General features: G+C 72.4%; 20 protein-coding genes. 10 read left to right on the top strand and 10 right to left on the bottom strand.

Translation table 11 applies throughout. From position 1 onward, the window contains the following. Nucleotides 1-38 precede the first annotated feature (38 nt). Together ACWEV0_RS06800 and lpdA are read right to left on the bottom strand one after the other, a co-directional pair. On the bottom strand, nucleotides 39-779 hold the full coding sequence (locus tag ACWEV0_RS06800) for a rhomboid-like protein (RefSeq protein WP_453147106.1): 741 nt from the start codon (nucleotides 777-779) through the stop codon (nucleotides 39-41). Nucleotides 780-856: 77 nt separating this feature from the next. Beyond that, complete coding sequence (gene lpdA, locus ACWEV0_RS06795; protein ID WP_451609023.1) at nucleotides 857-2,260, bottom strand: dihydrolipoyl dehydrogenase; 1,404 nt, start codon at nucleotides 2,258-2,260, stop codon at nucleotides 857-859. Between the two features lie 146 nt (nucleotides 2,261-2,406). Between lpdA and ACWEV0_RS06790 the strand changes: the two genes are divergently transcribed. Both ACWEV0_RS06790 and ACWEV0_RS06785 read left to right on the top strand, forming a co-directional pair. After that, complete coding sequence (locus ACWEV0_RS06790; RefSeq protein WP_453147104.1) at nucleotides 2,407-3,099, top strand: FadR/GntR family transcriptional regulator; 693 nt, start codon at nucleotides 2,407-2,409, stop codon at nucleotides 3,097-3,099. A 227-nt stretch (nucleotides 3,100-3,326) separates the two neighbouring features. Continuing rightward, complete coding sequence (locus tag ACWEV0_RS06785) at nucleotides 3,327-4,508, top strand: CynX/NimT family MFS transporter (RefSeq protein ID WP_453147148.1); 1,182 nt, start codon at nucleotides 3,327-3,329, stop codon at nucleotides 4,506-4,508. A 186-nt stretch (nucleotides 4,509-4,694) separates the two neighbouring features. Here ACWEV0_RS06785 and ACWEV0_RS06780 read toward each other — a convergent pair whose 3' ends face one another. From ACWEV0_RS06780 to ACWEV0_RS06765, 4 genes are read right to left on the bottom strand one after another with little or no spacing between them, the layout of a single operon-like run. Further along, nucleotides 4,695-5,414 carry an ABC transporter permease gene (locus tag ACWEV0_RS06780; RefSeq protein WP_453147103.1) on the bottom strand — a complete coding sequence of 240 codons (720 nt, stop codon included), beginning with the start codon at nucleotides 5,412-5,414 and terminating at the stop codon, nucleotides 4,695-4,697. A 14-nt stretch (nucleotides 5,415-5,428) separates the two neighbouring features. After that, on the bottom strand, nucleotides 5,429-6,340 hold the full coding sequence (locus ACWEV0_RS06775; protein WP_453147101.1) for an ABC transporter ATP-binding protein: 912 nt from the start codon (nucleotides 6,338-6,340) through the stop codon (nucleotides 5,429-5,431). Next, nucleotides 6,337-7,254, bottom strand: coding sequence for an ABC transporter permease (locus ACWEV0_RS06770; RefSeq protein ID WP_453147099.1), 918 nt, complete (start codon nucleotides 7,252-7,254; stop codon nucleotides 6,337-6,339). The genes ACWEV0_RS06775 and ACWEV0_RS06770 overlap by 4 nt, the downstream gene beginning before the upstream one ends. Further along, nucleotides 7,251-8,213 (bottom strand): ABC transporter ATP-binding protein, encoded by a 963-nt coding sequence (locus ACWEV0_RS06765; RefSeq protein WP_453147147.1) that lies wholly within the window; start codon nucleotides 8,211-8,213, stop codon nucleotides 7,251-7,253. Before ACWEV0_RS06765 ends, ACWEV0_RS06770 begins: the two co-directional genes overlap by 4 nt. Nucleotides 8,214-8,452: 239 nt before the next feature. On the opposite strand from ACWEV0_RS06765, the gene ACWEV0_RS06760 reads away from it, so the two are divergent. From ACWEV0_RS06760 to ACWEV0_RS06740, 5 genes are all read left to right on the top strand, one after another. After that, on the top strand, nucleotides 8,453-9,313 hold the full coding sequence (locus ACWEV0_RS06760; protein WP_453147097.1) for a M24 family metallopeptidase: 861 nt from the start codon (nucleotides 8,453-8,455) through the stop codon (nucleotides 9,311-9,313). After that, a complete protein-coding gene (locus ACWEV0_RS06755) occupies nucleotides 9,313-11,103 on the top strand; it encodes an SDR family oxidoreductase (RefSeq protein ID WP_453147096.1) in 1,791 nt (596 codons plus the stop codon). Before ACWEV0_RS06760 ends, ACWEV0_RS06755 begins: the two co-directional genes overlap by 1 nt. A gap of 76 nt (nucleotides 11,104-11,179) precedes the next feature. Further along, complete coding sequence (locus ACWEV0_RS06750; RefSeq protein ID WP_453147094.1) at nucleotides 11,180-12,157, top strand: MerR family transcriptional regulator; 978 nt, start codon at nucleotides 11,180-11,182, stop codon at nucleotides 12,155-12,157. An 89-nt stretch (nucleotides 12,158-12,246) separates the two neighbouring features. Beyond that, nucleotides 12,247-12,792, top strand: a complete 546-nt coding sequence (locus ACWEV0_RS06745) for an RNA 2'-phosphotransferase (RefSeq protein WP_453147093.1) — start codon at nucleotides 12,247-12,249, stop codon at nucleotides 12,790-12,792. Between the two features lie 35 nt (nucleotides 12,793-12,827). Beyond that, entirely contained in the window at nucleotides 12,828-13,289 is a 462-nt protein-coding gene (locus ACWEV0_RS06740) for a hypothetical protein (protein ID WP_453147091.1), read from the top strand. A 54-nt stretch (nucleotides 13,290-13,343) separates the two neighbouring features. Here ACWEV0_RS06740 and ACWEV0_RS06735 read toward each other — a convergent pair whose 3' ends face one another. The 3 genes from ACWEV0_RS06735 to ACWEV0_RS06725 all read right to left on the bottom strand — a co-directional run bounded on the left by ACWEV0_RS06735 (nucleotide 13,344) and on the right by ACWEV0_RS06725 (nucleotide 15,518). Next, on the bottom strand, nucleotides 13,344-14,033 hold the full coding sequence (locus ACWEV0_RS06735; protein ID WP_453147089.1) for a hypothetical protein: 690 nt from the start codon (nucleotides 14,031-14,033) through the stop codon (nucleotides 13,344-13,346). Nucleotides 14,034-14,127: 94 nt separating this feature from the next. Further along, entirely contained in the window at nucleotides 14,128-14,976 is an 849-nt protein-coding gene (locus tag ACWEV0_RS06730; RefSeq protein WP_453147088.1) for a hypothetical protein, read from the bottom strand. Beyond that, nucleotides 14,973-15,518: an RNA polymerase sigma factor gene (locus ACWEV0_RS06725; RefSeq protein ID WP_453147086.1), complete on the bottom strand. Its 546-nt coding sequence runs from the start codon at nucleotides 15,516-15,518 to the stop codon at nucleotides 14,973-14,975. The genes ACWEV0_RS06730 and ACWEV0_RS06725 overlap by 4 nt, the downstream gene beginning before the upstream one ends. A gap of 84 nt (nucleotides 15,519-15,602) precedes the next feature. On the opposite strand from ACWEV0_RS06725, the gene ACWEV0_RS06720 reads away from it, so the two are divergent. The 3 genes from ACWEV0_RS06720 (at nucleotide 15,603) to ACWEV0_RS06710 (ending at nucleotide 18,426) form a co-directional block, all read left to right on the top strand. Then, nucleotides 15,603-16,514 carry a serine/threonine-protein kinase gene (locus ACWEV0_RS06720; RefSeq protein WP_453147084.1) on the top strand — a complete coding sequence of 304 codons (912 nt, stop codon included), beginning with the start codon at nucleotides 15,603-15,605 and terminating at the stop codon, nucleotides 16,512-16,514. 66 nt (nucleotides 16,515-16,580) lie between these two features. Next, on the top strand, nucleotides 16,581-17,474 hold the full coding sequence (locus ACWEV0_RS06715; RefSeq protein WP_453147082.1) for an LLM class flavin-dependent oxidoreductase: 894 nt from the start codon (nucleotides 16,581-16,583) through the stop codon (nucleotides 17,472-17,474). A 97-nt stretch (nucleotides 17,475-17,571) separates the two neighbouring features. Further along, nucleotides 17,572-18,426 carry a Cof-type HAD-IIB family hydrolase gene (locus tag ACWEV0_RS06710; protein WP_453147080.1) on the top strand — a complete coding sequence of 285 codons (855 nt, stop codon included), beginning with the start codon at nucleotides 17,572-17,574 and terminating at the stop codon, nucleotides 18,424-18,426. Between the two features lie 97 nt (nucleotides 18,427-18,523). On the opposite strand, the gene ACWEV0_RS06705 is transcribed toward ACWEV0_RS06710, so the two are convergent. Beyond that, on the bottom strand, nucleotides 18,524-20,236 hold the full coding sequence (locus ACWEV0_RS06705) for a sensor histidine kinase (RefSeq protein WP_453147079.1): 1,713 nt from the start codon (nucleotides 20,234-20,236) through the stop codon (nucleotides 18,524-18,526). Nucleotides 20,237-20,295 lie beyond the last annotated feature (59 nt).

The following is a 20,295-nucleotide window of genomic DNA, read 5'->3' as shown; positions in this document are numbered from 1 at the left end:
CTCCGCGCGCTCGAAGCGGCCGCCCCGTTTCCGTACCCCTAGTGTGCGCCGGGCTCCCCGCCACCCACCAGCGGTTTTCGCCCCGGCCCCGGCCCTGGTCCCGGTCCCGGCCGTGGTCCCCGCCCCGGCCCCGGCCCCTCGGACCGGGCGAGCGGCCAGAACGCCAGGCCGATCACCAGCGAGATCGCGTGCCCGAGGTCCGTGTACGTGCGGTTGGTGACCAGCGGCACGGCGAAGAAGGCCACCGCCCCGGCGAGGTACAGCCAGCGCCAGGGGCGCGGCAGCCGGTAGGTGAGGATGCCGGCGGAGGCCGCGAGCCCGTAACTCACCCCGATGTCGACGACGTGCGCCATGCTGCGCGGCACGTGCTGGTCCCGGATGGCGAGGAGGACCACCTCCTGGCTGATGAGGGTGGCCGCGACGTGCGCGGTGGCGACGACGATCAGCCATTTCACCGTGCCGAGCCAGCGCTCGACGGGCGCGTGCAGGACCTCGAAGAGGACGGCGTAGAGGAGGAGGCTCCCCGGGTTCTCGATCCAGAAGGCGCTGCCGAGCAGGGCGCGCATCGGATGGTGGGAGAGCTGGAAGAGATTGCTGCTGTTGCGGTGCAGCAGATAACGCTCCAGCCGGTCCGGGGAGAGCGCGATGACCAGGCTGGTGATGGCGATGACGGCCAGCCAGAGATGCGTACCGGGTGACGAACGCACCCACGACCTGATCGGCCGCGACGGTTCGCCACCCGGTGACACCGGGAAACGGCTTGAGGTTTTGCTCGGCACATATCAGTGCCTATCACCCCGAGCTGGGTGATTTATGAGCGAAACCTTCTCCGTCCGAGAGAAACCCTCGGGAATCCTCAGAAATTGATCATGTGACCGGCGATGCCGTGGATCGCTTCCTTCACGGCCTCGCCCAGGGTCGGGTGCGCGTGCACGTTGCGCGCGACCTCGTGGACCGTGAGGTCCCACTGCTGCGCCAGGGTCAGCTCGGGCAGCAGCTCGGTGACGTCGGGGCCGATCAGGTGGGCGCCGATGATCTCGCCGTACTTCGCGTCGGCGACGATCTTCACGAAGCCGGTCGAGTCGCCGAGGCCGTGCGCCTTGCCGTTCGCCATGAACGGGAACTTGGCGACCTTGACGTCGTAGCCCTTCTCGCGCGCCTGGGCCTCGGTGTAGCCGAAGCTCGCGATCTGCGGCTGGCAGTAGGTGGCGCGCGGGATCATCGGGTAGTCGAGCTCCATCGTCTCGGCGTCCGCGATGGTCTCGGCGGCGATGACGCCCATGGCCTCGGCGGTGTGCGCGAGCATCAGCTTCGCGGTCACGTCACCGATGGCGTAGATGTGCGGCACGGAGGTGCGGCAGCGGCCGTCGACGTCGATGGCACCGCGCTCGGTGAGGGCGACACCGGTGTTCTCCAGGCCGTAGCCGGAGACGTTCGGCGCGAAGCCGATGGCCTGCAGGACCTTGTCGGCCTCCAGGACCTTCTGGGAGCCGTCCTTGCCGGTGACGGTGACGCGGACCTGCGGGCCGGACTCGTCGATGGCGTCGACGCGGGTCGAGGTGAGGACGTCGATGCCGAGCTTGCGGTACTGCTTCGCGAGCTCCTTGGACACCTCCTCGTCCTCCAGCGGGGCCATCCGGTCGAGGAACTCGACGATGGTGACCTTGGTGCCGTAGTTGTTCAGGACGTACGCGAACTCGATGCCGATCGCGCCGGCACCGGCGATGATGATCGACTGCGGGGCGTCCTCGGCGAGGATCTGCTCCTCGTACGACACGACGCGGTCGCTGAGGGCGGTGCCGGGCAGCAGCCGCGCGGTGGCGCCGGTGGCGATGATGCAGTTGTCGAAGGTGATCGTCTGCGTGGTGCCGTCGGCCTTCGCCACCTGGAGGGTGTTCGCGTCGAGGAAGGTGCCCCGGCCGTCGAACTCGGTGATCCCGTTCTTCTTCATCAGGAAGTGGACGCCCTTGACGCGGCCGTCCGCGACCGTGCGGCTGCGGCGGAACGCCTCGCCGTAGTCGAAGGAGACCGTGCCGTCGACCTTGATGCCGAACGTCTTGGCCTCGTGGTTGAAGATGTGGGCGAGCTCGGCGTTGCGCAGCAGCGCCTTGGTGGGGATGCAGCCGACGTTCAGGCAGACACCGCCCCAGTACTTCTCCTCGACGACCGCGACCCGCTTGCCCAGCTGGGCGGCGCGGATGGCGGCGACGTAGCCGCCGGGGCCAGCTCCGAGTACGACGACGTCGAAGCGGTCTGACATGACTGACTCCCGAGGGTGGTGAGGGTGTTCGGCACACGTACGAGCCCACAGTAGTCCGGTCGCTGTGGCCTGGCCGGGGAGGCGAGGGACGTCACTTGTAGGATGACTGGGCAACCGGGCGAATGTCCCCGAAGGCAGGAGTGACGATGGCACTGAAGGCGGCGGGACGGACCTCGCTGGTGGACTCCGTGGTCGAGCAACTGCGGGCGCAGCTCGCGGCCGGCGAGTGGGCGGTCGGCGACCGGATCCCCACCGAGCACGAGCTGGCGGCGCTCCTCGGCGTCGGCCGCAACACGGTCCGCGAGGCCGTCCGGGTCCTCGTCCACGCCGGTCTCCTGGAGTCCCGCCAGGGCAACGGCACCTTCGTCAGGTCCACCGCCGACCCGGCCGCCGTCCTCGGCGCAGTACGGCACGCGGGCGCCCGCGACGTCCTGGAGCTGCGCGCCGCCCTGGAGGCGGAGGCGGCGCGGCTCGCGGCCGTGCGGCGCGACACCCACGACCTGCTGCGGCTGCGCGCGGCCCTGGCCACCCTGCGCGAGGAGGGCGACCGGGACGCGGACGCCGACCTCGCCTTCCACCTGGCGGTCGTCGAGGCCACCCACAACACCGCCTTCCGCGAGGTCTACCGCTTCTTCTCCACCCAGGTGCACGAGGTGCTCGTCGAGGCGCTGTGCGACGCGGCACTGCCGGCGGTCGACATCGACCTGCACGAGGCCGTCGTCGTGGCCATCGAGGAGGGCGACGCGGAGGCGGCGGAGGCGGGGGCCCGGGAGCTGCTGCGGGTACCGATGGAGGCGCACGCGGCGCTGGCGGACTCGGCCGAGGGAGATGCCCGGTGACGGCGGATTCCTCGACGAGGGCCCTGGTCGACGCGGAGGGCGGCGTCGCGGGGGCAGGGGCGGAGACCTGCGGGAAGGCCGGGGCCGGGACGAAGACCGGGGCCGGGGTGGGAGCCGGGGCCGGGGTAGGAGCCGGGGCCGGCGTCCGGTCCTCTGCCACCGGCGCGGCCGGTGCCGCCCGTGCCACCGGCGCGGCCGGTGCCGCCGGTGCGGCCGGCCGGCGGGCGCTGCTCGCGCATCCGGCGCTGCTCCTGGTCGGCATCGTGCTGGCCTCGCTCAACATGCGGGCCGCCCTTGCCAGCGTGTCGCCGCTGGTGAGCGAGCTGGCGGAGACGTACGGACTGTCGGCGGCGGCCAGTTCCCTGGTGACCTCGGTGCCGGTGCTCTTCCTGGGCCTCGGCGCGCTGGTGGCACCCTGGCTCGGCCGGCGCTTCGGCGCCGAGCGGGTCCTCCTCGCGGCCCTGCTGCTGCTCGGCGCGGGCATCCTGGTGCGGATCCTGCCGGCGGCGGCCGCGCTCTACGCGGGCGGTGTCCTGGTCGGCACCGCGATCGCCCTGCTCAACGTCCTGATGCCGGGCCTGATCAAGCGTGACTTCCCGGACCGGGCCGCGTCCATGACCTCCGTCTACACGGGCGCCATGATCGCGGGCGCCACCCTCGTCGCCGCCTCCTCGGTGCCGCTGGAGCGGGCCCTCGGCGGCTGGCAGGCGTCCCTGGGCGTCTGGTCGCTGCTCGCCGTCGTCGCGGCACTCGCCTGGCTGCCGCAGCTGCTGATCGCCCGGGGCCGTACGGGGCACGAGGCGCGGCCCGTGCCGTCCGCCGCCGTGGCCCCGCGGCCGGTGAACGTGTGGCGGTCGGCGCTGGCCTGGCAGGTCACGCTCTTCATGGGGCTTCAGTCGCTGTGGACGTACGTGCTGATCGCCTGGATGCCGACGATCTTCACGGACCACGGGATGAGCCGCTCCACCGCCGGTGTCGTCTTCGCCTTCAACAACCTGATGCAGGTGGCGGGCGCCTTCGCCGTGCCGCTGCTCGCGGGCCGGATGCGCAGCCAGCGCCCGCTGATCGTGCTGGTCACCTCGCTGGTGGCGGCCGGTTACGCGGGCCTCATGGTGGCCCCGGTCGCGGGCGCCTGGCTCTGGTCGGCGCTGCTCGGCGTCGGGCAGGGCGGCGCGGTGGGCCTCGCGCTCACCCTGATCGTGCTGCGCACGGGCGACGCGGCGACGGCCGCCCGGCTCTCCGGAATGGCCCAGACCGTCGGCTATCTCATGGCCGCCGCGGGTCCGCTGGCCGCGGGCGCTCTGCACCAGGCGAGCGGCTCCTGGACGCTGCCGCTGGCCGTGGTGCTCGGCGTGTGCGCGACGGCGCTGGCGGTGGGACTGCTCGCGGCCCGGAACCGTACGGTCTGAGGACCTCGTCGGGTCGTCAGACCGTGCGACTCCGGGCCGCGCGGGCCACGAGCCGGGCGGCCCGGAGCGCCGGGCCTTGAGGCCGGCGGACCCGGGCCCTGAGGCCGGTGACTCCGGGCCTTGGGGCCGGCGGCTCCGGGCCCTGCCCCCGGTGACTCCGGGCAGGCGCCCTCGGAGCCGTACGGTCTACTCCTCGCCCGCCAGCGTCATCGTCCGCAGCTTGGCGGCCGCGAACCAGGTCGCGCCGACCGTCACCGCGACGAGCAGCACCACCGCCGTCGGCAGCGCCACCTCGGAGGTGATCAGGGCGTCGCCGGTGACCTTCTCGGCGAGCGCGAGCGCCCACTGCTGGACGCTGAGGGTCTTGGCGCCGGAGATCAGGGAGCCGAACAGCGCCTCCCAGACCAGGGCGTAGACCAGGCCGATGACGACGGCGTGCCGGCTGACCGTGCCGAGCAGCAGGAACAGCGCGCTGTAGGCGATGGAGGCCACCAGGGCCGCCACGGTGTAGGCGACCGCCACCTGCTGGCCGTTGCCGTTGAGGACGAAGCCGGCGATCAGGGTCGGCACGGCGGAGAAGACCATGGTGACGGCGACGGCCACGGTCAGCTTGGTGACGATGATCGTCGACCGCTTCACCGGCTTGGCGAGGAGATAGACGATCGAGCCGTCGTCGATCTCCGGTCCGATCGCTCCGGTGCCGGCGATCACACCGATCAGCGGCACCATCGTGGCGAGCGCGAAGCCGCCGAGGAAGTTGGCGGCGACCTGGTCGTCGGCGCCGTTGAACATCCGGACCGCCGCGGCGATCACGATCAGCAGGGCGGGCAGCGCGAAGAGGATCAGCGCCCGCCTGCGGCCGAGGAGGGCCCGGTAGGTGAGCCGGGCGACGGTGGGGTGATACATCGGTCGGGCTCCTTTCAGGCCGCTACGAGGTACGAGAAGACGGATTCGAGGGACTCGTCCGAGGGCGAGACCGTGTGCAGCCGGATGCCCTGCTCCTTGGCGACCTTCGGAAGCAGCGCGGTGAACCGGCCGAAGTCCACGGCCTGGATGCGCAGGGCGCCCTCCGTGAGGTCGACCTCGATGCCGGCCGTCGACGGGTCGGCGATCAGCGCCGCCGCGAGGGCCCGGTCGTCGCTGGAGCGGACGAGATAGCGGTGCGGCCGGTCGGTCATCAGCCGGCGGATGCGCCGGAAGTCGCCGGAGGCGGCGTGCCGTCCGGCCACGATCACCTCGATGTGCGAGGCGAGCTGCTCGACCTCCTCCAGGATGTGCGAGGAGAACAGCACCGTGCGGCCGTCGGCGCCCATCCGGCGCAGCAGGTCCATCAACTGCATGCGCTGGCGCGGGTCCATGCCGTTGAACGGCTCGTCGAGCAGCAGCACCGACGGCTCGTGGACGAGGGCCGAGGCCATCTTCACGCGCTGCCGCATGCCCTTGCTGTACGTGGCGATCTTGCGGTCCTGCGCGTACTCCATCTCCACCGTGGCGAGGGCCTTCTGGGCCTCCGCGTCGCCGAGGCCCTGCAACTCGGCGTTGGCGACGACGAATTCGCGGCCGGTGAGGAAGTCGTACATCGCCTCCCGCTCGGGCACGACGCCGATCTCCTTGTAGACCGACTCGTTGCGCCAGATCGTCTCCCCGTCGAGGGTGACGGTGCCGGTGGAGGGGGCGAGGAAGCCGCCCATCATGTTGATGAGGGTGGACTTGCCGGCGCCGTTGGGACCGAGCAGGCCGGTGACGCCCGGGCCGATGGTCATGGTGACGTCGTTGACGGCCACCACGTTTCCGAACCAGCGCGAGGCGTGGTCGATGTTGAGCGTGGTCACAGCCCGACCTTTCGGTAGCGGCGCATCAGCACACCGTACGAACCGGCGATGAGCGCGAGGACGACCAGCAGGTAGATCACGCCGACCCCGGTGCCGGGCGCCGCGGCCTCCCCGCCGGGTGCGGCGGTGGGCGCGCCGAGGAAGGCGTCCTGCACCCCGCCGATGAGGGTGAGCGGGGAGAACAGGCCGATCCACTTGACGGCGCCGATGTTGTCGGTGCCGTAGGCGATGCCCTGGAGGGTGGAGACCGCTCCGTACGAGATCACCAGCGTGGCGATGACGGCGGCGACGCCGAAGCCGCGGCGCGGGGTGAGGGCCGCCATGACGAGCCCGATGCCGCCGAAGAGGAGGGACAGCAGGGCCACGGACACCAGGCCCTGGCCGAACATCTCGGTCTGGTCGGCGAAGTCCATCTTGGCGAGCAGCGATCCGATCCAGAGGATCAGCAGGGGGGAGGCGGTCAGGATGAAGAGCGCCGAGGACATCGCGGCGAACTTGGCGAGGACGTAGTCCACGCGCTCGATCGGGCGGGCGAAGTACAGCGGCACGGTCCGGAAGCGCAGGTCGCGGGAGACGGACTGCGGGGCCTGGGCGGCCACGAAGATGGCGATCACCATCTGGAGGAAGATCGCGTACTGCGTGTACTCCATCACCAGCTTCGGGGCCTTGGTGAAGACCGCGACCGCCACGATGACCAGTGCGGGCACGCACATCACGGCGAACAGCAGCATCGGCAGCACCTTGGACTTGGCGCTGCGGCCGAGGCCGTACGCGCCGCGCAGCGACTGCGAGAACAGCGCCCGGCGGGCGGCGGCGCGGCCGAGGCGCGGCCCGTCGTAACTGCGGTACCCGATGTTGTGGATACGGGTGTCCGCCGAGCCGTTCGCCGAGTTCTCGGTGGCGTGGGTGCTCATCGCGCCGGCACCTCCTCCTGCTGCTGGTCGTTGGCCTTGAAGACCTCGGCGATGTGGTGGCGGCGCTGCTCCATGCGGACCAGGCCGAGGCCGAGGCCGGCGACGGTGTCACGGACGAGGTCGTAGGTCTCCTCGCCCGGGGCGTCGAGGAGCAGGATGTGACCGGCGCCCGGCAGCCCGTCCTCCACGCCCGCGTGGAGCTTCACGCCGGCGGCGGTGAGGGCCGCGCGCAGTGCCTCCGTGCCGTCCGGGTGCTCGTCGGTGTCGGTGACCTCGACCGCGAGGGTGGTCGTGGTGCGGGTGAAGTCGCGGGTGGAGCTGGAGCGGAGCAGCTTGCCGCCGTCGATGACGACGACGTGGTCGCAGGTGCGCTCCAGCTCGCCGAGCAGGTGCGAGGTGACCAGGACCGAGATGCCGAAGTCCGTCCACACGCGGCGGATCAGGCCGAGCATGTCGTCGCGGCCGACCGGGTCGAGGCCGTTCGTCGGCTCGTCGAGCAGCACCAGCTGCGGGTCGTGGACGAGGGCCTGGGCCAGCTTCACGCGCTGCTTCATGCCGGTCGAGTAGCCGCCCATGGGGCGGTAGCGCTCCTCGTACAGACCGACGTGGCGCAGGGTGTCGGCGGTCCGCTCGCGGGCGGCGGTCGGCGGCAGGCCGGACATCCGCGCCATGTGGACGACGAACTCGGTGGCCGAGACGTCGGGTGGCAGGCAGTCGTGCTCCGGCATGTACCCGACGCGTTCGCGGATGCGGTCGCCGGCGGTGGCGACGTCGAGTCCGAGGACTTCGGCGCGGCCCTCCGTGGCCGGGGACAGGCCGAGCAGGATCTTGATCATCGTGGACTTGCCGGCTCCGTTGGCACCCACCAGTCCGGTCACACCGGGCCCGATGTCCAGGGAGAGCCGGTCGAGAGCGGTCACCCGGGGGAACCGCTTGCTGAGGCTTTCGGTGGCGATCACAGTCACGTTTCGAAGGTAGTGGTGTGCGTCACGGCAGTCGTCAGCCCAACGGCTCGATCCCTCTCCGACTCCAGACGTACAAGCCCGTAGGGGAGCCGCGACCAAGGTCTCGTTTTCCACAGGCTCGTGCACACCCCTTGACGCAGCCTCCAGGCATTGTCACATTCATCGATGTCAAGTTACGGACGCGTAGGGCTACCGGACGCTCACGCGCGCTCACACAGGACGGGCGGGGTGGCATGGCATCGGCAGGCACGGCAGTGACGGGCGGACTCACCGAGGAGCTGCGCGGGTTCAGAGAGGTCCAGCGGCTCTCGTACGAGTGCGCGGAGGCCGTCGCGGCCCAGCTCAAGCCGGGTGTGACGGAGCGCGAGGCGGCGCGGATGCAGCGCGAGTGGCTGTACGAGCGCGGGGTGAAGGACTGGTTCCACCGGCCCTTCGCCTGGTTCGGCGACCGCACGGCCTTCGTCGACTTCAAGATCCCCCTCCAGTTCTTCCCCACGAACCGGAAGCTGGAGGCCGGGATGCCGTTCATCCTGGACATGGCCCCGGTCCACAGGGGCTACACGGCGGACATCGGCTACTCCGGCTGCCTCGGCCTCAACCCGGTCCACGACAAGCTGCTCGCCGATCTCAGGGACCACCGCGAGCTGATCCTGCGCGAGGTGCGCGAGCGCCGCACGCTGCGCGAGATCTACGAGGACGTGGACCGGCTCATGGTCCGCCAGGGCTATGCGAACCGGCACCGGGCCTATCCCTTCGGCGTCATCGCCCACAAGGTCGACCGGGTCAGGGAGCGCCGCTGGGCGCCCACCCTGTTCGGCTTCGGCACCCAGTCCCTCAAGGGCCTGGTGAGCGACGCCCTGCACGGCCACCGCGACGGCTGGTCGCCGCTGTGGTCCCCGTACAAGTTCTCCGACCACCCGCCCAGGCCGGGCCTGTGGGCGGTCGAGCCGCACCTCGGATTCCGGGGTACGGGCGCGAAGTTCGAGGAGATCCTGGTCGTCACCGACTCGAAGGACCCCGAGCAGAGCGCGTTCTGGCTGGACGACGACCTGCCGCACGTGCGGCGCTGGAACGAGGAAGGGGTGGCCGCGTGATGGCGGGGATCGCGGGTCTCGAGGGGGCGCGGGAGCGCTGGGTCCGTACGGGCGGGATCGAGCTGTGCGTGGCCGAGCTGGGCGACGAGAGCCGGCCGACCGTGCTGCTCGTGCACGGCTATCCGGACTCCAAGGAGGTCTGGTCGGAGGTCGCGGTCCGGCTCGCCGGGCGCTTCCACGTGGTCCTCTACGACGTGCGCGGCCACGGCCGGTCGACGGCGCCGACGCCGCTGCGCGGCGGCTTCACCCTGGAGAAGCTGACGGACGACTTCCTCGCCGTCGCGGACGCGGTCAGCCCGGACCGCCCGGTCCACCTGGTCGGCCACGACTGGGGCTCGGTGCAGTCCTGGGAGTTCGCCACCGTGCCGCGCACCGAGGGCCGGATCGCCTCCTTCACCTCGATGTCCGGGCCGTCGCTCGACCACTTCGGGCACTGGATCAAGAACCGGATGGCCAGGCCCACCCCGCGCCGGGTCGGCCAGCTCCTCGGCCAGGGCGCCAAGTCCTGGTACGTGTACCTGCTGCACACGCCCTCGCTGCCGGAGCTCGCCTGGCGCGGGCCGCTCGGGAAGCGCTGGCCGCGCATGCTGGAGCGGGTCGAGGGGATCCCGGCCGGCGACTACCCGACGCCGTCCCTGCCGGCCGACGCGGCGCACGGCGCCTGGCTCTACCGGGACAACGTGCGGGCCCGGATGCTCCGCCCCCGCACCGACGCGTACGCGCACGTGCCGGTGCAGCTGATCACGCCGACCGGTGACGCCTTCCTCTCCGAGCGGCTCTACGACGACCTGGCCGCCTGGGTGCCGGACCTGACCCGGCGCACCCTGCCGGCCAAGCACTGGGTGCCCCGCACCAGGCCGGACCAACTGGCGGCGTGGATCACCGAGTTCGTCGAGGCGAACGAGGACCCGGCGGCCAGGGCACCGAAGACGGCGGCGAAGAGCGGGGTGCGTCCGGAGTACGCGGAGCGCTTCGGCGGGCAGCTGGTCCTGGTGACCGGCGCCGCCAGCGGCATCGGCCGGGCCACCGCCTTCGCCTTCGCCGAGGCCGGCGCCCGGGTGATAGCCGTGGACCGGGACGCCGAGGGCGCGGCCCGTACGGCGGAGATGTCCCGGCTCATCGGGGCGCCCGCGGCCTGGGGCGAGACCGCCGACGTCGCCGACGAGCAGGCGATGGAGAAGCTGGCCGCGAAGGTGGCGAGCGAGTACGGCGTGGTCGACGTCCTGGTCAACAACGCGGGCATCGGTCTGACCGGCTCCTTCTTCGACACCACGAGCGAGGAGTGGAAGCGGGTCCTCGACGTCAACCTGTGGGGCGTGATCCACGGCTGCCGGGCCTTCGGCGCGCAGATGGCCGAGCGCGGCCAGGGCGGCCACATCGTCAACACGGCGTCGGCGGCGGCCTTCCAGCCGTCCCGCGCGCTGCCCGCGTACAGCACGTCGAAGGCGGCGGTGCTGATGCTCAGCGAGTGCCTGCGGGCCGAGCTCGCCGGGCAGGGCATCGGGGTCTCGGCGATCTGCCCGGGCATCGTGAACACGGGCATCACGTCGACCGCGCGGTTCGCGGGCGTCACGGACGAGGCCGAGGAGAAGCGCCGCCAGAAGAAGGCGTCGCGGCTCTACGGGCTGCGCAACTACCCGCCGGAGAAGGTCGCGGACGCGATCCTGCGCGCGGTGCTGCGCAACGAGGCCGTGGTCCCGGTGACCCCGGAGGCCCGCGGCGCCCACGTCCTGTCCCGGCTGGCGCCGGGCGTGCTGCGCGGCCTCGCGCGCTGGCAGCCGCCGGCGTAGGGGACGGCCCCGGGCCGGGGCGCGGCGGGTCGTACGATCCCTCGACGGGTGAAGGGAGCGGTCGGTGGGAGCGGTTTTGTCGGAGCAGTCAGCACATCCGGGGTCCGGTTCGGGGCCGGGGTCGCATCCGGAGTACCGGATCGAGGATCTGGCCCATCGCAGCGGGGCCACCGTGCGGACGATCCGCGCCTACCAGGACCGCGGGCTGCTGCCCCGCCCGGAGCGCCGCGGCCGGTCCAACGTGTACGGGGACACGCATCTGGCCCGGCTGCGGCAGATCGCCGACCTGCTGGACCGCGGCTACACCCTGGCCTCCATCAAGGAGCTCCTGGAGGCGTGGGACGCCGGGCGCGGGCTCGGCGGGGTCCTGGGGCTCGTCGCCGAGGTCGACGGGCCGTGGACGGACGAGGAGGCCGACCGGATCTCGCGCGCCGAGCTCGACGCGCGGTTCGGCGGCGAGCCCGACGAGGACGCGGTCCGGGAGGCCATCGAGCTCGGTGTCCTGGAGCGCATCCCGGACCGGGAGACCGAGGAGTACCTCGTCCCGAGCCCCCAAGAGCTGGCGGTGGCGGCCGAGTTGCACGCGGCGGGCGTGCCGCTCGCCGCGATCACCGGTCATCTGCGGGAACTTCGCGGCCAGGTCGAGCACATCGCCGCCCGTTTCCTGGAGTTCACCAGCGAGCACGTCTTCGCCCGCTACCTGGAGCACCGGCCGCCGACGGACGCGGACGCGGAGGAGGCGACGGATCTGGTGCGCCGGCTCCGCCCGCTCGCGCAGCAGACCGTGGACGCCGAACTGGCCCGGGCGATGCGCCTGTTCGCCACCGCGCACCTTCAGTTCCACCTCTCCCCGGACGCACCCCCGCCGGAGGGGCGGGAGCCCCGTACGGTCGCACTGCCGCCGGAGACGATCCGGGCCGTACAGCGGCTCGTTGGCCAGGAGAACGTGTCGGCGTTCGTCGCGGCGGCCGCCGAACGAGAGGTGCAGACCAGGACATTGGACGCACTTGCCTCAAATGCCATAGACAATAGTCAAGTAGATCAATCCAGTTGAATTTCCAGGCTCGTTGTCCACAGAAACGCCAACTTGCCTGTGGATAAATACAGTTGGCTGTGGATCAAACCTGGAGCTTCAATGAATTCATGAACGACGAGAAACGCACCGTGAAGGTGTCGAAATACCTCTCGAAACACCTGCGCCACCAGCCCGAACGCATCGGGCTCGTGCTCGACGCCCAGGGCTGGACCGAGATCGACGCGCTCCTGCGGGCCGCCGCCGCGCACGGCTTCCCGATCACCCGCGCCGAGCTCGACCACGTGGTCGCCGCCAACGACAAGAAGCGCTTCGCGATCGAGGGCACCCGGATCCGGGCCAGCCAGGGCCACACCGTCCCGGTCGACCTCGGTCTGCCGGCCGCCGAACCGCCCGCGTACCTCTACCACGGTACGGTCGCCGGCCGGCTCCCCGCCATCCGGGCCGAGGGCCTGCGCCCCATGACCCGGCACCACGTCCACCTCTCGCCCGACCGCGAGACCGCCACCCGCGTCGGCGCGCGCCGCGGCCGCCCGGTGGTGCTGAGCATCGACGCGGGCGCGATGCACCGGGCCGGGCACGTGTTCCACGTCAGTGCCAACGGCGTCTGGCTCACCGACGCCGTACCGCCGGAGTTCATCCGCTTCCCCGGCTGAGGCCGGCACCGGAACGGTCGGGCATGATCGTGCCCATGGGAGCCCATCACCCGCACCTGCCCACGACCGAATCGGCCGTCGCCGTCATCCGCGAGGTGGCCGAGGAGTACAACCTGGAGATGCTCGTCACCGACGACATCGGCGCCGACCAGACCTCCCGCCGCACCTCCGCCGGCGCCTTCGCCGTCCTCGACCCGGACGGCACCCTCCCCCACGAGGCGTTCGTCGAACTCGGCGGCACCCCGTCGATCACCGTCCGCCTCTACCCCGAGGACGACGCGCAGATCACCGTCGAAGGAGTCGTCTTCGACGACGTCCCGCGCGACTCCGTACCCGCCTTCCTCCGCTCCGCCCTCGGCGGCCTCGCCCACGTCAAGGGCCGTTTCTTCCCGCCGGGCCAGTGGCTGGTCGTCCCGCTCCCCGGCGACGAGACCTACAAGGAGCTCGTCACGCTCCGCATGCTCTCCCCCTGGCTGTCGGGCCGGATCCGCAAGTAGCTTCCCGCGGGGAGCCGGCTCCGCCCGGCGGCGCGGGCGGAGCGGGACTGCCGTTCAGGAGGAGAGGCGGTTCAGTGCCGCGGTGGCGATGCCTTCGACGTAGGCGGGGGCGCCGGTGGGCCGGCCGGTGAGCTCGGCGATGGCGACCCTGGTGCCGCTGCGCAGGACCGCGACCCCGCCGCTGACGGTGCCGTCGCCGTTGTAGGCCGGGTACCAGTGGGCGGTGCCGCCGGCGGTGGTCAGGGTGTGGGCCGCGCCGTAGTGCCAGTGACCGGCGGGCTCGTCCTGGCAGTCCTGGACGAGCGCGACGAGCTGCTTCTCCCAGGAGGCGGCCGCGGTCTTGGTGGGGGCGCTCGCGGCCGACTCGCTCAGCCGGCCGTCGGTGCTGAAGGTCCAGTTCACGGACGCGTACGCGGTGGCCTTGCCCTTGGTCAGGTCGCGCATCGTCTCCTCGCCGGAGCACGCGGACAGCCCCTGGCGTCCGTTCAGCGCGACGGTCGCGCCGACCGGGTTCAGGCCCTTCTGGAAGTCCTCGCTCTGGACGAGGTCGGCGGAGCCGAGTCGGGGCGCGGCGACGGAGACCGCGGCCGGGTGGGCGGCGGCGGTGCGGTGGGCGGTCCCGGCGGCGGTGGCCGACTGGGTGCCTACGACGGTGGCCGTGATCAGTGCGGCGGCGAAGCAGGCCGCGGCGGCGACCCGGTTGCGGCGAACGGACTTCTGCTGGACGGTCTGGTTCTCGGTCATCTGGTCCCCCTGCTGGTCGGGACGCCTGCTGCGTCCTCGTACAACCGGGGTGATGCCGCCGGAGGAGGGAAAGTTGGAGCCCTGACCGGCTGTTTCACAGCCGTGACAAAGCGGTCCTGACGACGCGGTCCATCGCGGCCGTCCCCAGGCAGGCATCGACCTCCAGCACCCCGTAGTGGCTGCCGCTGCGCAGCACGGCGATGCCGCCGCAGGGCTCCTGGCCCTCGGGCGCTGTGCCGGTGGTGTTGAGCGATCCCTGGTAGGCGCCCATCCAGCTCGCGGTGACGTCCGGGGCGAGCCGCAGCGTCGTGATCTTTCCGTAGACCCAGTGCCCCGGCGTTTCCTCCTGGCAGGGCACCTGCTCCAGCAGCAGGCGCTGGGCGAAGTTCTGCGCCAGGGAAGCGCTCCGGGCCTCGGCGGCGACCTCGCGGGCGACCTGGTCGGTGTGGTCGGCGGCCAGCGTGACGTCGTCCGTGCTGGTGCGGGGGCCGGTCATCAGTCCGCGGAAGTGGGCACCGGGCCCGCCCAGGGTCTCGGTGAGGGTCTTCTCCCCGGTGCAGGCCGCGTTGGCGTAATGCCCGTCGCCGAACCGGTCGGTGACGTGGATCCGCCCGACGCCGACGTCCGGGCCGAAGGCCGCGGGTTCCAGCAGGTTCGCCGTCGTCACCGGCCCGGTCGCACCCGTCGGCGAGGCGGAGCCGGAGGCCGAGGGAGCGGGCGTCGGGGCGGACCCTCCGGGCGTCGCGAGAGCGGACGCGCCCTGGGATGCCCCGCCGACCGCGGCACCCGACCGCGCTGCCGGGTGCGCGTCGGCGCCGGGGGGCGGTGGCAGGACGAACCGGCCGGTCGCCAGCCCGAGCGCGGCGGCTGCCACCAGGGCGACGAGGGCGGACCGGGGCCGGACGACGGCACGGCCGCCGCCCGTCGCGGGACCACCGTTCACGGACCGGTGACCAGGTGCTCGCGCATGAAGCGGCGGGCCTGGTGGATACGGTCCTTGACCGTGCCCAACGGGGCGTCCAGCTCCTCGGCCACCTGGGCGTAGGTCAGGTCGCCCAGGTCGCGCAGCACGAAGGACTCCACCAGGGAGGGGTGCTGCTGCTCCAGCGCGGCCAGCGCCTCCATCAGGTCGATCCTGGTCCCGGCGATGACGCTGGTGGTGCGCGGGTCGACGGACTCGGGGAGGTCGGCGTGGCTGTCCTCGGCGCGCCGGCGCATCGAGCGGTAGGTGGACCGGGCGGCGTTCGAGGCGATCACCATCACCCAGCCCAGGAAGGAGCCGCGGCCGCCGTACTCGCCCAGGTGCGTGCTGATGGACAGGAGCGCGTCCTGCGCGGCCTCCTCCGCGTCGGCGTGGTGGGGCAGGAAGCGCGAGCAGCGGCGCAGCACCACCGGCCGCAGCCTGGCCAGCAGGTACTCCATCGCCCCCGGGTCCCCCGCCTGAGCCGCCGCCACGAGCCGTTCCAGCTCGCCTTCCTCGAACACCCGGACCCCCGTATCGTCCCGCCTGGCATCCCGCCGTCGAACGGGAGTTCCACGCTCCCCCCGACTCCGGCAGAATGCTGCCACATGCGCAAGCTCGGCCGTTACCTCCTCCTGGAGCGGCTCGGAGCCGGCTCCTTCGCGACGGTCTGGAAGGCCTACGATCCGGAGCTCGACACCGAGGTCGCGGTGAAGGTGCTGGCCGAGAACTGGGCCGCCAACGCCGATGTGCGCGAGCGGTTCCTGGCGGAGGCGAGGCTGCTGCGCCGGATCGCCAGCCCGCGGGTGGTCCGGGTGCACGACGTCGGGGTGCAGGACGACCGGCCCTACTTCGTCATGGACTACGTACGCGGCGGCACCCTGGCGGACCGGGTCGGGCAGTGCGACCCGCAGGAGGCGCTGCGGCTGGCCGCGGAGGCGGGCTACGCGGTCCAGGTCCTGCACGAGGCGGGTGTGGTGCACCGCGACGTCAAACCGTCCAACCTGCTGCTCGCCACCGACCCCGCGCCCGCCGCGGTGCTGGTCGCGGATCTGGGCAGCGCGAAGCAACTGGCCGACGCGTCCGGGCTGACGGTGACCACGGGCACGCCCGCGTACATGGCACCGGAGCAGGCCTTCCAGACCGGCGGGTTCGACGGCCGGGCGGACGTGTACGCGCTGGCCGTCGTGGCCTACGAGCTGCTGACCGGACAGAAGCCGTTCGGCCCGGGCGGACGCGCCACAGCCCTGATGACCGACCAGCCGGCCGCCTCGACGCTGCCGGTGCTCCCAGCCGGAGCGGAGCTCCCACCGCACGTCGCCCTGCTGCTACGGGCCGCGATGTCCGTCGAGCCGGCGGACCGACCGCCGACCGCCCAGGCCTTCGCAGACGCGCTGCTGGCTCCGGTCCCGCAGTCCCAGCCCCTGGCGGGCCCCGGGTGGCTGACCCCGCGCGCGGTCTCCCTGGCGGCGGGCACGGTGTTCACGGCGACCACCCTGCTGAGCTGGCTGTGGCGCTGAGTCGGGACAAAGAGGTCGTCAAGACAGAGGGCGCCGGCTGCTGACGGCTGCCGTAGGGTCGATGACATGCGTCTGAGCACCGTGATCCTCCCCATCCACCGGTGGAGCGAGGGCCAGAAGACCTGGCGGCAGGCCGAGGACCTCGGTTTCCACGCCGCGTACACCTACGACCACCTGTCCTGGCGGAGCTTCCGCGACGGCCCCTGGTACGGGGCGCTGCCCACGCTCACCGCCGCCGCGACGGCGACCGAGCGGATGCGCCTCGGGACGCTGGTGACCTCGCCGAACTTCCGGCACCCGGTCACCCTCGCCAAGGAGCTGATCTCCCTCGACGACATCTCCGGCGGCCGCGTCACCCTCGGCATCGGCGCCGGCGGCAACGGCTTCGACGCCACCGTGCTGGGGCAGGAGGCGTGGACGCCGCGCGAGCGCGCCGACCGCTTCGCCGAGTTCGTGCCGCTGCTCGACCGGCTGCTCACCGAGGACACCGTGACCGAGCGCGGCACCTTCTACGCGGCCGACGAGGCCCGCAACGTCGCCGGCTGCGTCCAGCGGCCGCGGCTGCCGTTCGCCGTCGCCGCGACCGGCCCGCGCGGGCTGAAGCTCGCCGCACGCCACGGGCAGGCGTGGGTGACCACCGGCGACCCGAAGCTGTACGAGACGGGGACGCCCGAGCAGTCGGTCGCGGCCGTCGCCGGGCAGCTCGACAAGCTCGGCAAGGCGTGCGCGGAGATCGGCCGCGACGCCACCGAACTGGACAAGATCCTGCTCACCGGCTTCACCCCGGAGCAGAACACGGTCCTCGACTCTCTCGACGCCTTCGTCGACTTCGCCGGGCGCCACCAGGAGCTGGGCTTCACCGAGCTGGTGATCCACTGGCCGATCCCCGACTCCGTGTTCGCCGCCGACCAGGCCGTCTTCGAGAAGATCGCCACGGAGGCCGTCGCCCAGCTCGGCTGAGCAGACCTGACACAAAGCGTGGCGAGGGAGCCACATACAGCCACTCAAATGTGCACTCCCTCGCACGCACGTGCACGTTGTACGGAACAATGACGAGGTGACCTCACCTGACACCGTCCGCCTGATCGCCACCGACCTCGACGGCACCCTGCTGCGGGACGACAAGTCCGTCTCGGAGCGCACGGTCGCCGCCCTCGCCGCCGCCGAGCGGGCCGGCATCGAGGTCTTCTTCGTCACCGGCCGCCCGGCCCGCTGGATGGACGTCGTCAGCGAGCACGTCCACGGCCACGGCCTCGCCATCTGCGCCAACGGCGCCGCGGTCGTCGACCTGCACTCGGGCGGCGCGTTCCTGGAGGTCCGCCCGCTGGAGCGGCCGATCGCCCTGGAGGTCGTCCGGGCGCTGCGCGAGGCCGCCGCCGGCACCACCTTCGCCGTCGAGCTCACCACCGGCATCCACTACGAGCCGGAGTACCCGCCGTTCTTCCTCGACCCCGGGGCCACCGTCGCCACGGCCGAGAAGCTGCTCTTCGAGGAGGCGCCCGGCGCCGCCGCCCCGGTCCTGAAGCTGCTCGCCCAGCACCCCGAGCTCGACCCGGACGTCTTCCTCGCCACCGCCCGCGCGGCCGCCGGCGACCTGGCCTCCTTCACCCGCTCCAGCCCCACCGCGCTCATCGAGATCAGCGGCCTCGGCGTCTCCAAGGCGTCCACCCTCGCCCGCTGCTGCGCCGCGCGCGGCATCCCGCCCGAGCAGGTCGCGGCCTTCGGCGACATGCCCAACGACATCGAGATGCTCAGCTGGGCCGGCCGCTCGTACGCCATGGGCAACGCCCACCCGGACGTGATCGCCGCCGCCTCCGGCCGGACCGTCGGCAACAACGAGGACGGCGTCGCCGTCGTCATCGAGCAGCTGGTCGCCGAGGCCACCCGGGCAGCAGCGCAGGGCGTGCTCTAGGACGCGGCCCGCACGGGTGCGGGCACGCTGGGGCGCCCGCACAGGCGCAGCCACACAACGCGCTCGGTAGCGGGGCCGCGCAGGCGCAGGGCGCGCTCTAGAGCGGGGCCTCCCACACCACCGTCGTACCGCCGCCGTCCGCGCCGATGCCCGGGCCGACCCGGCTCGCGCCGCCCAGCGACTCGGCGCGCCGGGCCAGGTTGCGCAGTCCGCTGCGGCGGCCGCCCGCCGGGATGCCGATGCCGTCGTCGGCGACCGACAGCCGTACGCCCTGGGTGCCGTCGGGCAGGATGACGGTGGCGTCCACGACCACCTCGATCCGGGTGGCCTCGGCGTGCCGGAAGGCGTTCGACAGCGCCTCGCGCAGCGCGGCGACGAGGTTCTTGCCGGTGAGGTCGCCGACGGTCGTGTCGATCGCGCCGACGAAGCGGTGCGCGGGCTTGAAGCCGAGCGGCACCGCCGCCATGTTGATCTCCCGCAGCACGCGGGTGCGCAGCCCCGAGGGGGCCTCGGCCGGTCCCTGCTGGAGCGCGAAGATCGCCGTACGGATCTCCTGGATGGTCACGTCCAGCTCGTCCACGGCCTTGCCGACGCCCTCCTGCACGGCCGGCACGACCGACTTGCGCTGCGCGCTCTCCAGCATCATCCCGGTGGCGAACAGGCGCTGGATGACCAGGTCGTGCAGGTCCCGGGCGATCCGGTCGCGGTCCTCGAAGACGGCGAGCCGCTCCCGGTCCCGCTGCGCCTCGGCCATCATCAGCGCGAGCGCCGCCTGCGAGGCGAACTGGGTCGCCAGCGTCCGCTCGTCCTCCGTGAACTGCCGCGCCCCGCGGGCCCGCGGGGCGGCGAGGGCGCCGAGGACCCGGCCGCCGCTCTGCAGCGGCAGCAGCATCGCGGGGCCGTACTCCTCGGAGAGCCGGTTCAGCATCCGCGGGTCCGTGGAGGCGTCGGCGAGGAACACCGCCTCGCCCTCCATCAGCTGCTCCACCACCGCGCTCTCGGGGCCGATCACCACCCCGAGCCACCTGGTGGGCCCGGCCGAGGAGACGGCGACGACCTCCAGACCGCCGTGCTCCGCCGGAAGCAGCACGATGCCGGCGGCCGCGTCGGCCAGCCTGCGGGCCTGTTCGGCGACGACGGTGAGCGCGTCGTCGGCGTCACCGCCGGAGAGCAGGGCGGTGGTGACGGCGACCGAGCCGTCGATCCAGCGCTCGCGCTGGCGGGCGGCCTCGTACAGACGCGCGTTGCCGATGGCGATCCCGGCCTCGGTGGCGAGCACCCGGACCATGTGGACGTCGTAGTCGTTGAACTCGCCGCCGCCGTTCTTCTCGGCGAGGTAGAGGTTGCCGAAGATCTCGCCCTGGACCCGGATCGGGACGCCGAGGAAGGTCCGCATCGGCGGATGGCCGGGCGGGAAGCCGGCCGCGCGCGGATCGGTCGCCAGATCGGCGAGCCGGATCGTCTGCGGCTCCCGGATGAGCGCGCCGAGCAGCCCCGCGTGTCCGTCCGGGCGGCGCCCGATCAGGCGGGCGAGGTCGTCGCCGACGCCGTACGTGACGAAGTCGGAGAGGCCGTCGCCCTCGTCGTCGACCACGCCGATGGCGGCGTAGCGGGCGTCGGCGAGTTCGGCGGCGGTCTCGCAGATCCGGTCCAGCGTGGAGTGCAGTTCGAGGCCGGTGCCGACCGACCGCATCGCCTCCAGGAGCTGCGGCACCCGGGCGGTGAGCTCGGTGGACAGGCCGTGCAGGCTGCGCGCGGCCCGGGTCGCGGCTTCGAGCGGGTCCGGGGCGTCCGGCACGGCGGCGGTCATGGGGCCGAGCCTAGTAAGTCCCATTTGGCGAGGAAAGTCGGCTACGGGGTGGAGGGTCG

It is taken from the genome of Streptomyces sp. NPDC003943 (assembly GCF_053605265.1).
The sequence above is the reverse complement of the archived record's forward strand: the minus strand, read 5'-3'. Positions and strand labels throughout refer to the sequence as shown.

Excerpts from the sequence above, each read along its gene's own strand:
- ACWEV0_RS06790 (WP_453147104.1), top strand. The coding sequence starts at position 2,407 with ATGGCACTGAAGGCGGCGGGACGGACCTCGCTGGTGGACTCCGTGGTC.
- ACWEV0_RS06745 (WP_453147093.1), top strand. The coding sequence starts at position 12,247 with ATGAACGACGAGAAACGCACCGTGAAGGTGTCGAAATACCTCTCGAAA.
- ACWEV0_RS06740 (WP_453147091.1), top strand. The coding sequence starts at position 12,828 with ATGGGAGCCCATCACCCGCACCTGCCCACGACCGAATCGGCCGTCGCC.
- ACWEV0_RS06770 (WP_453147099.1), bottom strand. The coding sequence starts at position 7,254 with ATGAGCACCCACGCCACCGAGAACTCGGCGAACGGCTCGGCGGACACC.
- lpdA (WP_451609023.1), bottom strand. The coding sequence starts at position 2,260 with ATGTCAGACCGCTTCGACGTCGTCGTACTCGGAGCTGGCCCCGGCGGC.
- ACWEV0_RS06760 (WP_453147097.1), top strand. The coding sequence starts at position 8,453 with ATGGCATCGGCAGGCACGGCAGTGACGGGCGGACTCACCGAGGAGCTG.
- ACWEV0_RS06735 (WP_453147089.1), bottom strand. The coding sequence starts at position 14,033 with ATGACCGAGAACCAGACCGTCCAGCAGAAGTCCGTTCGCCGCAACCGG.
- ACWEV0_RS06705 (WP_453147079.1), bottom strand. The coding sequence starts at position 20,236 with ATGACCGCCGCCGTGCCGGACGCCCCGGACCCGCTCGAAGCCGCGACC.
- ACWEV0_RS06755 (WP_453147096.1), top strand. The coding sequence starts at position 9,313 with ATGGCGGGGATCGCGGGTCTCGAGGGGGCGCGGGAGCGCTGGGTCCGT.
- ACWEV0_RS06715 (WP_453147082.1), top strand. The coding sequence starts at position 16,581 with ATGCGTCTGAGCACCGTGATCCTCCCCATCCACCGGTGGAGCGAGGGC.
- ACWEV0_RS06720 (WP_453147084.1), top strand. The coding sequence starts at position 15,603 with ATGCGCAAGCTCGGCCGTTACCTCCTCCTGGAGCGGCTCGGAGCCGGC.
- ACWEV0_RS06780 (WP_453147103.1), bottom strand. The coding sequence starts at position 5,414 with ATGTATCACCCCACCGTCGCCCGGCTCACCTACCGGGCCCTCCTCGGC.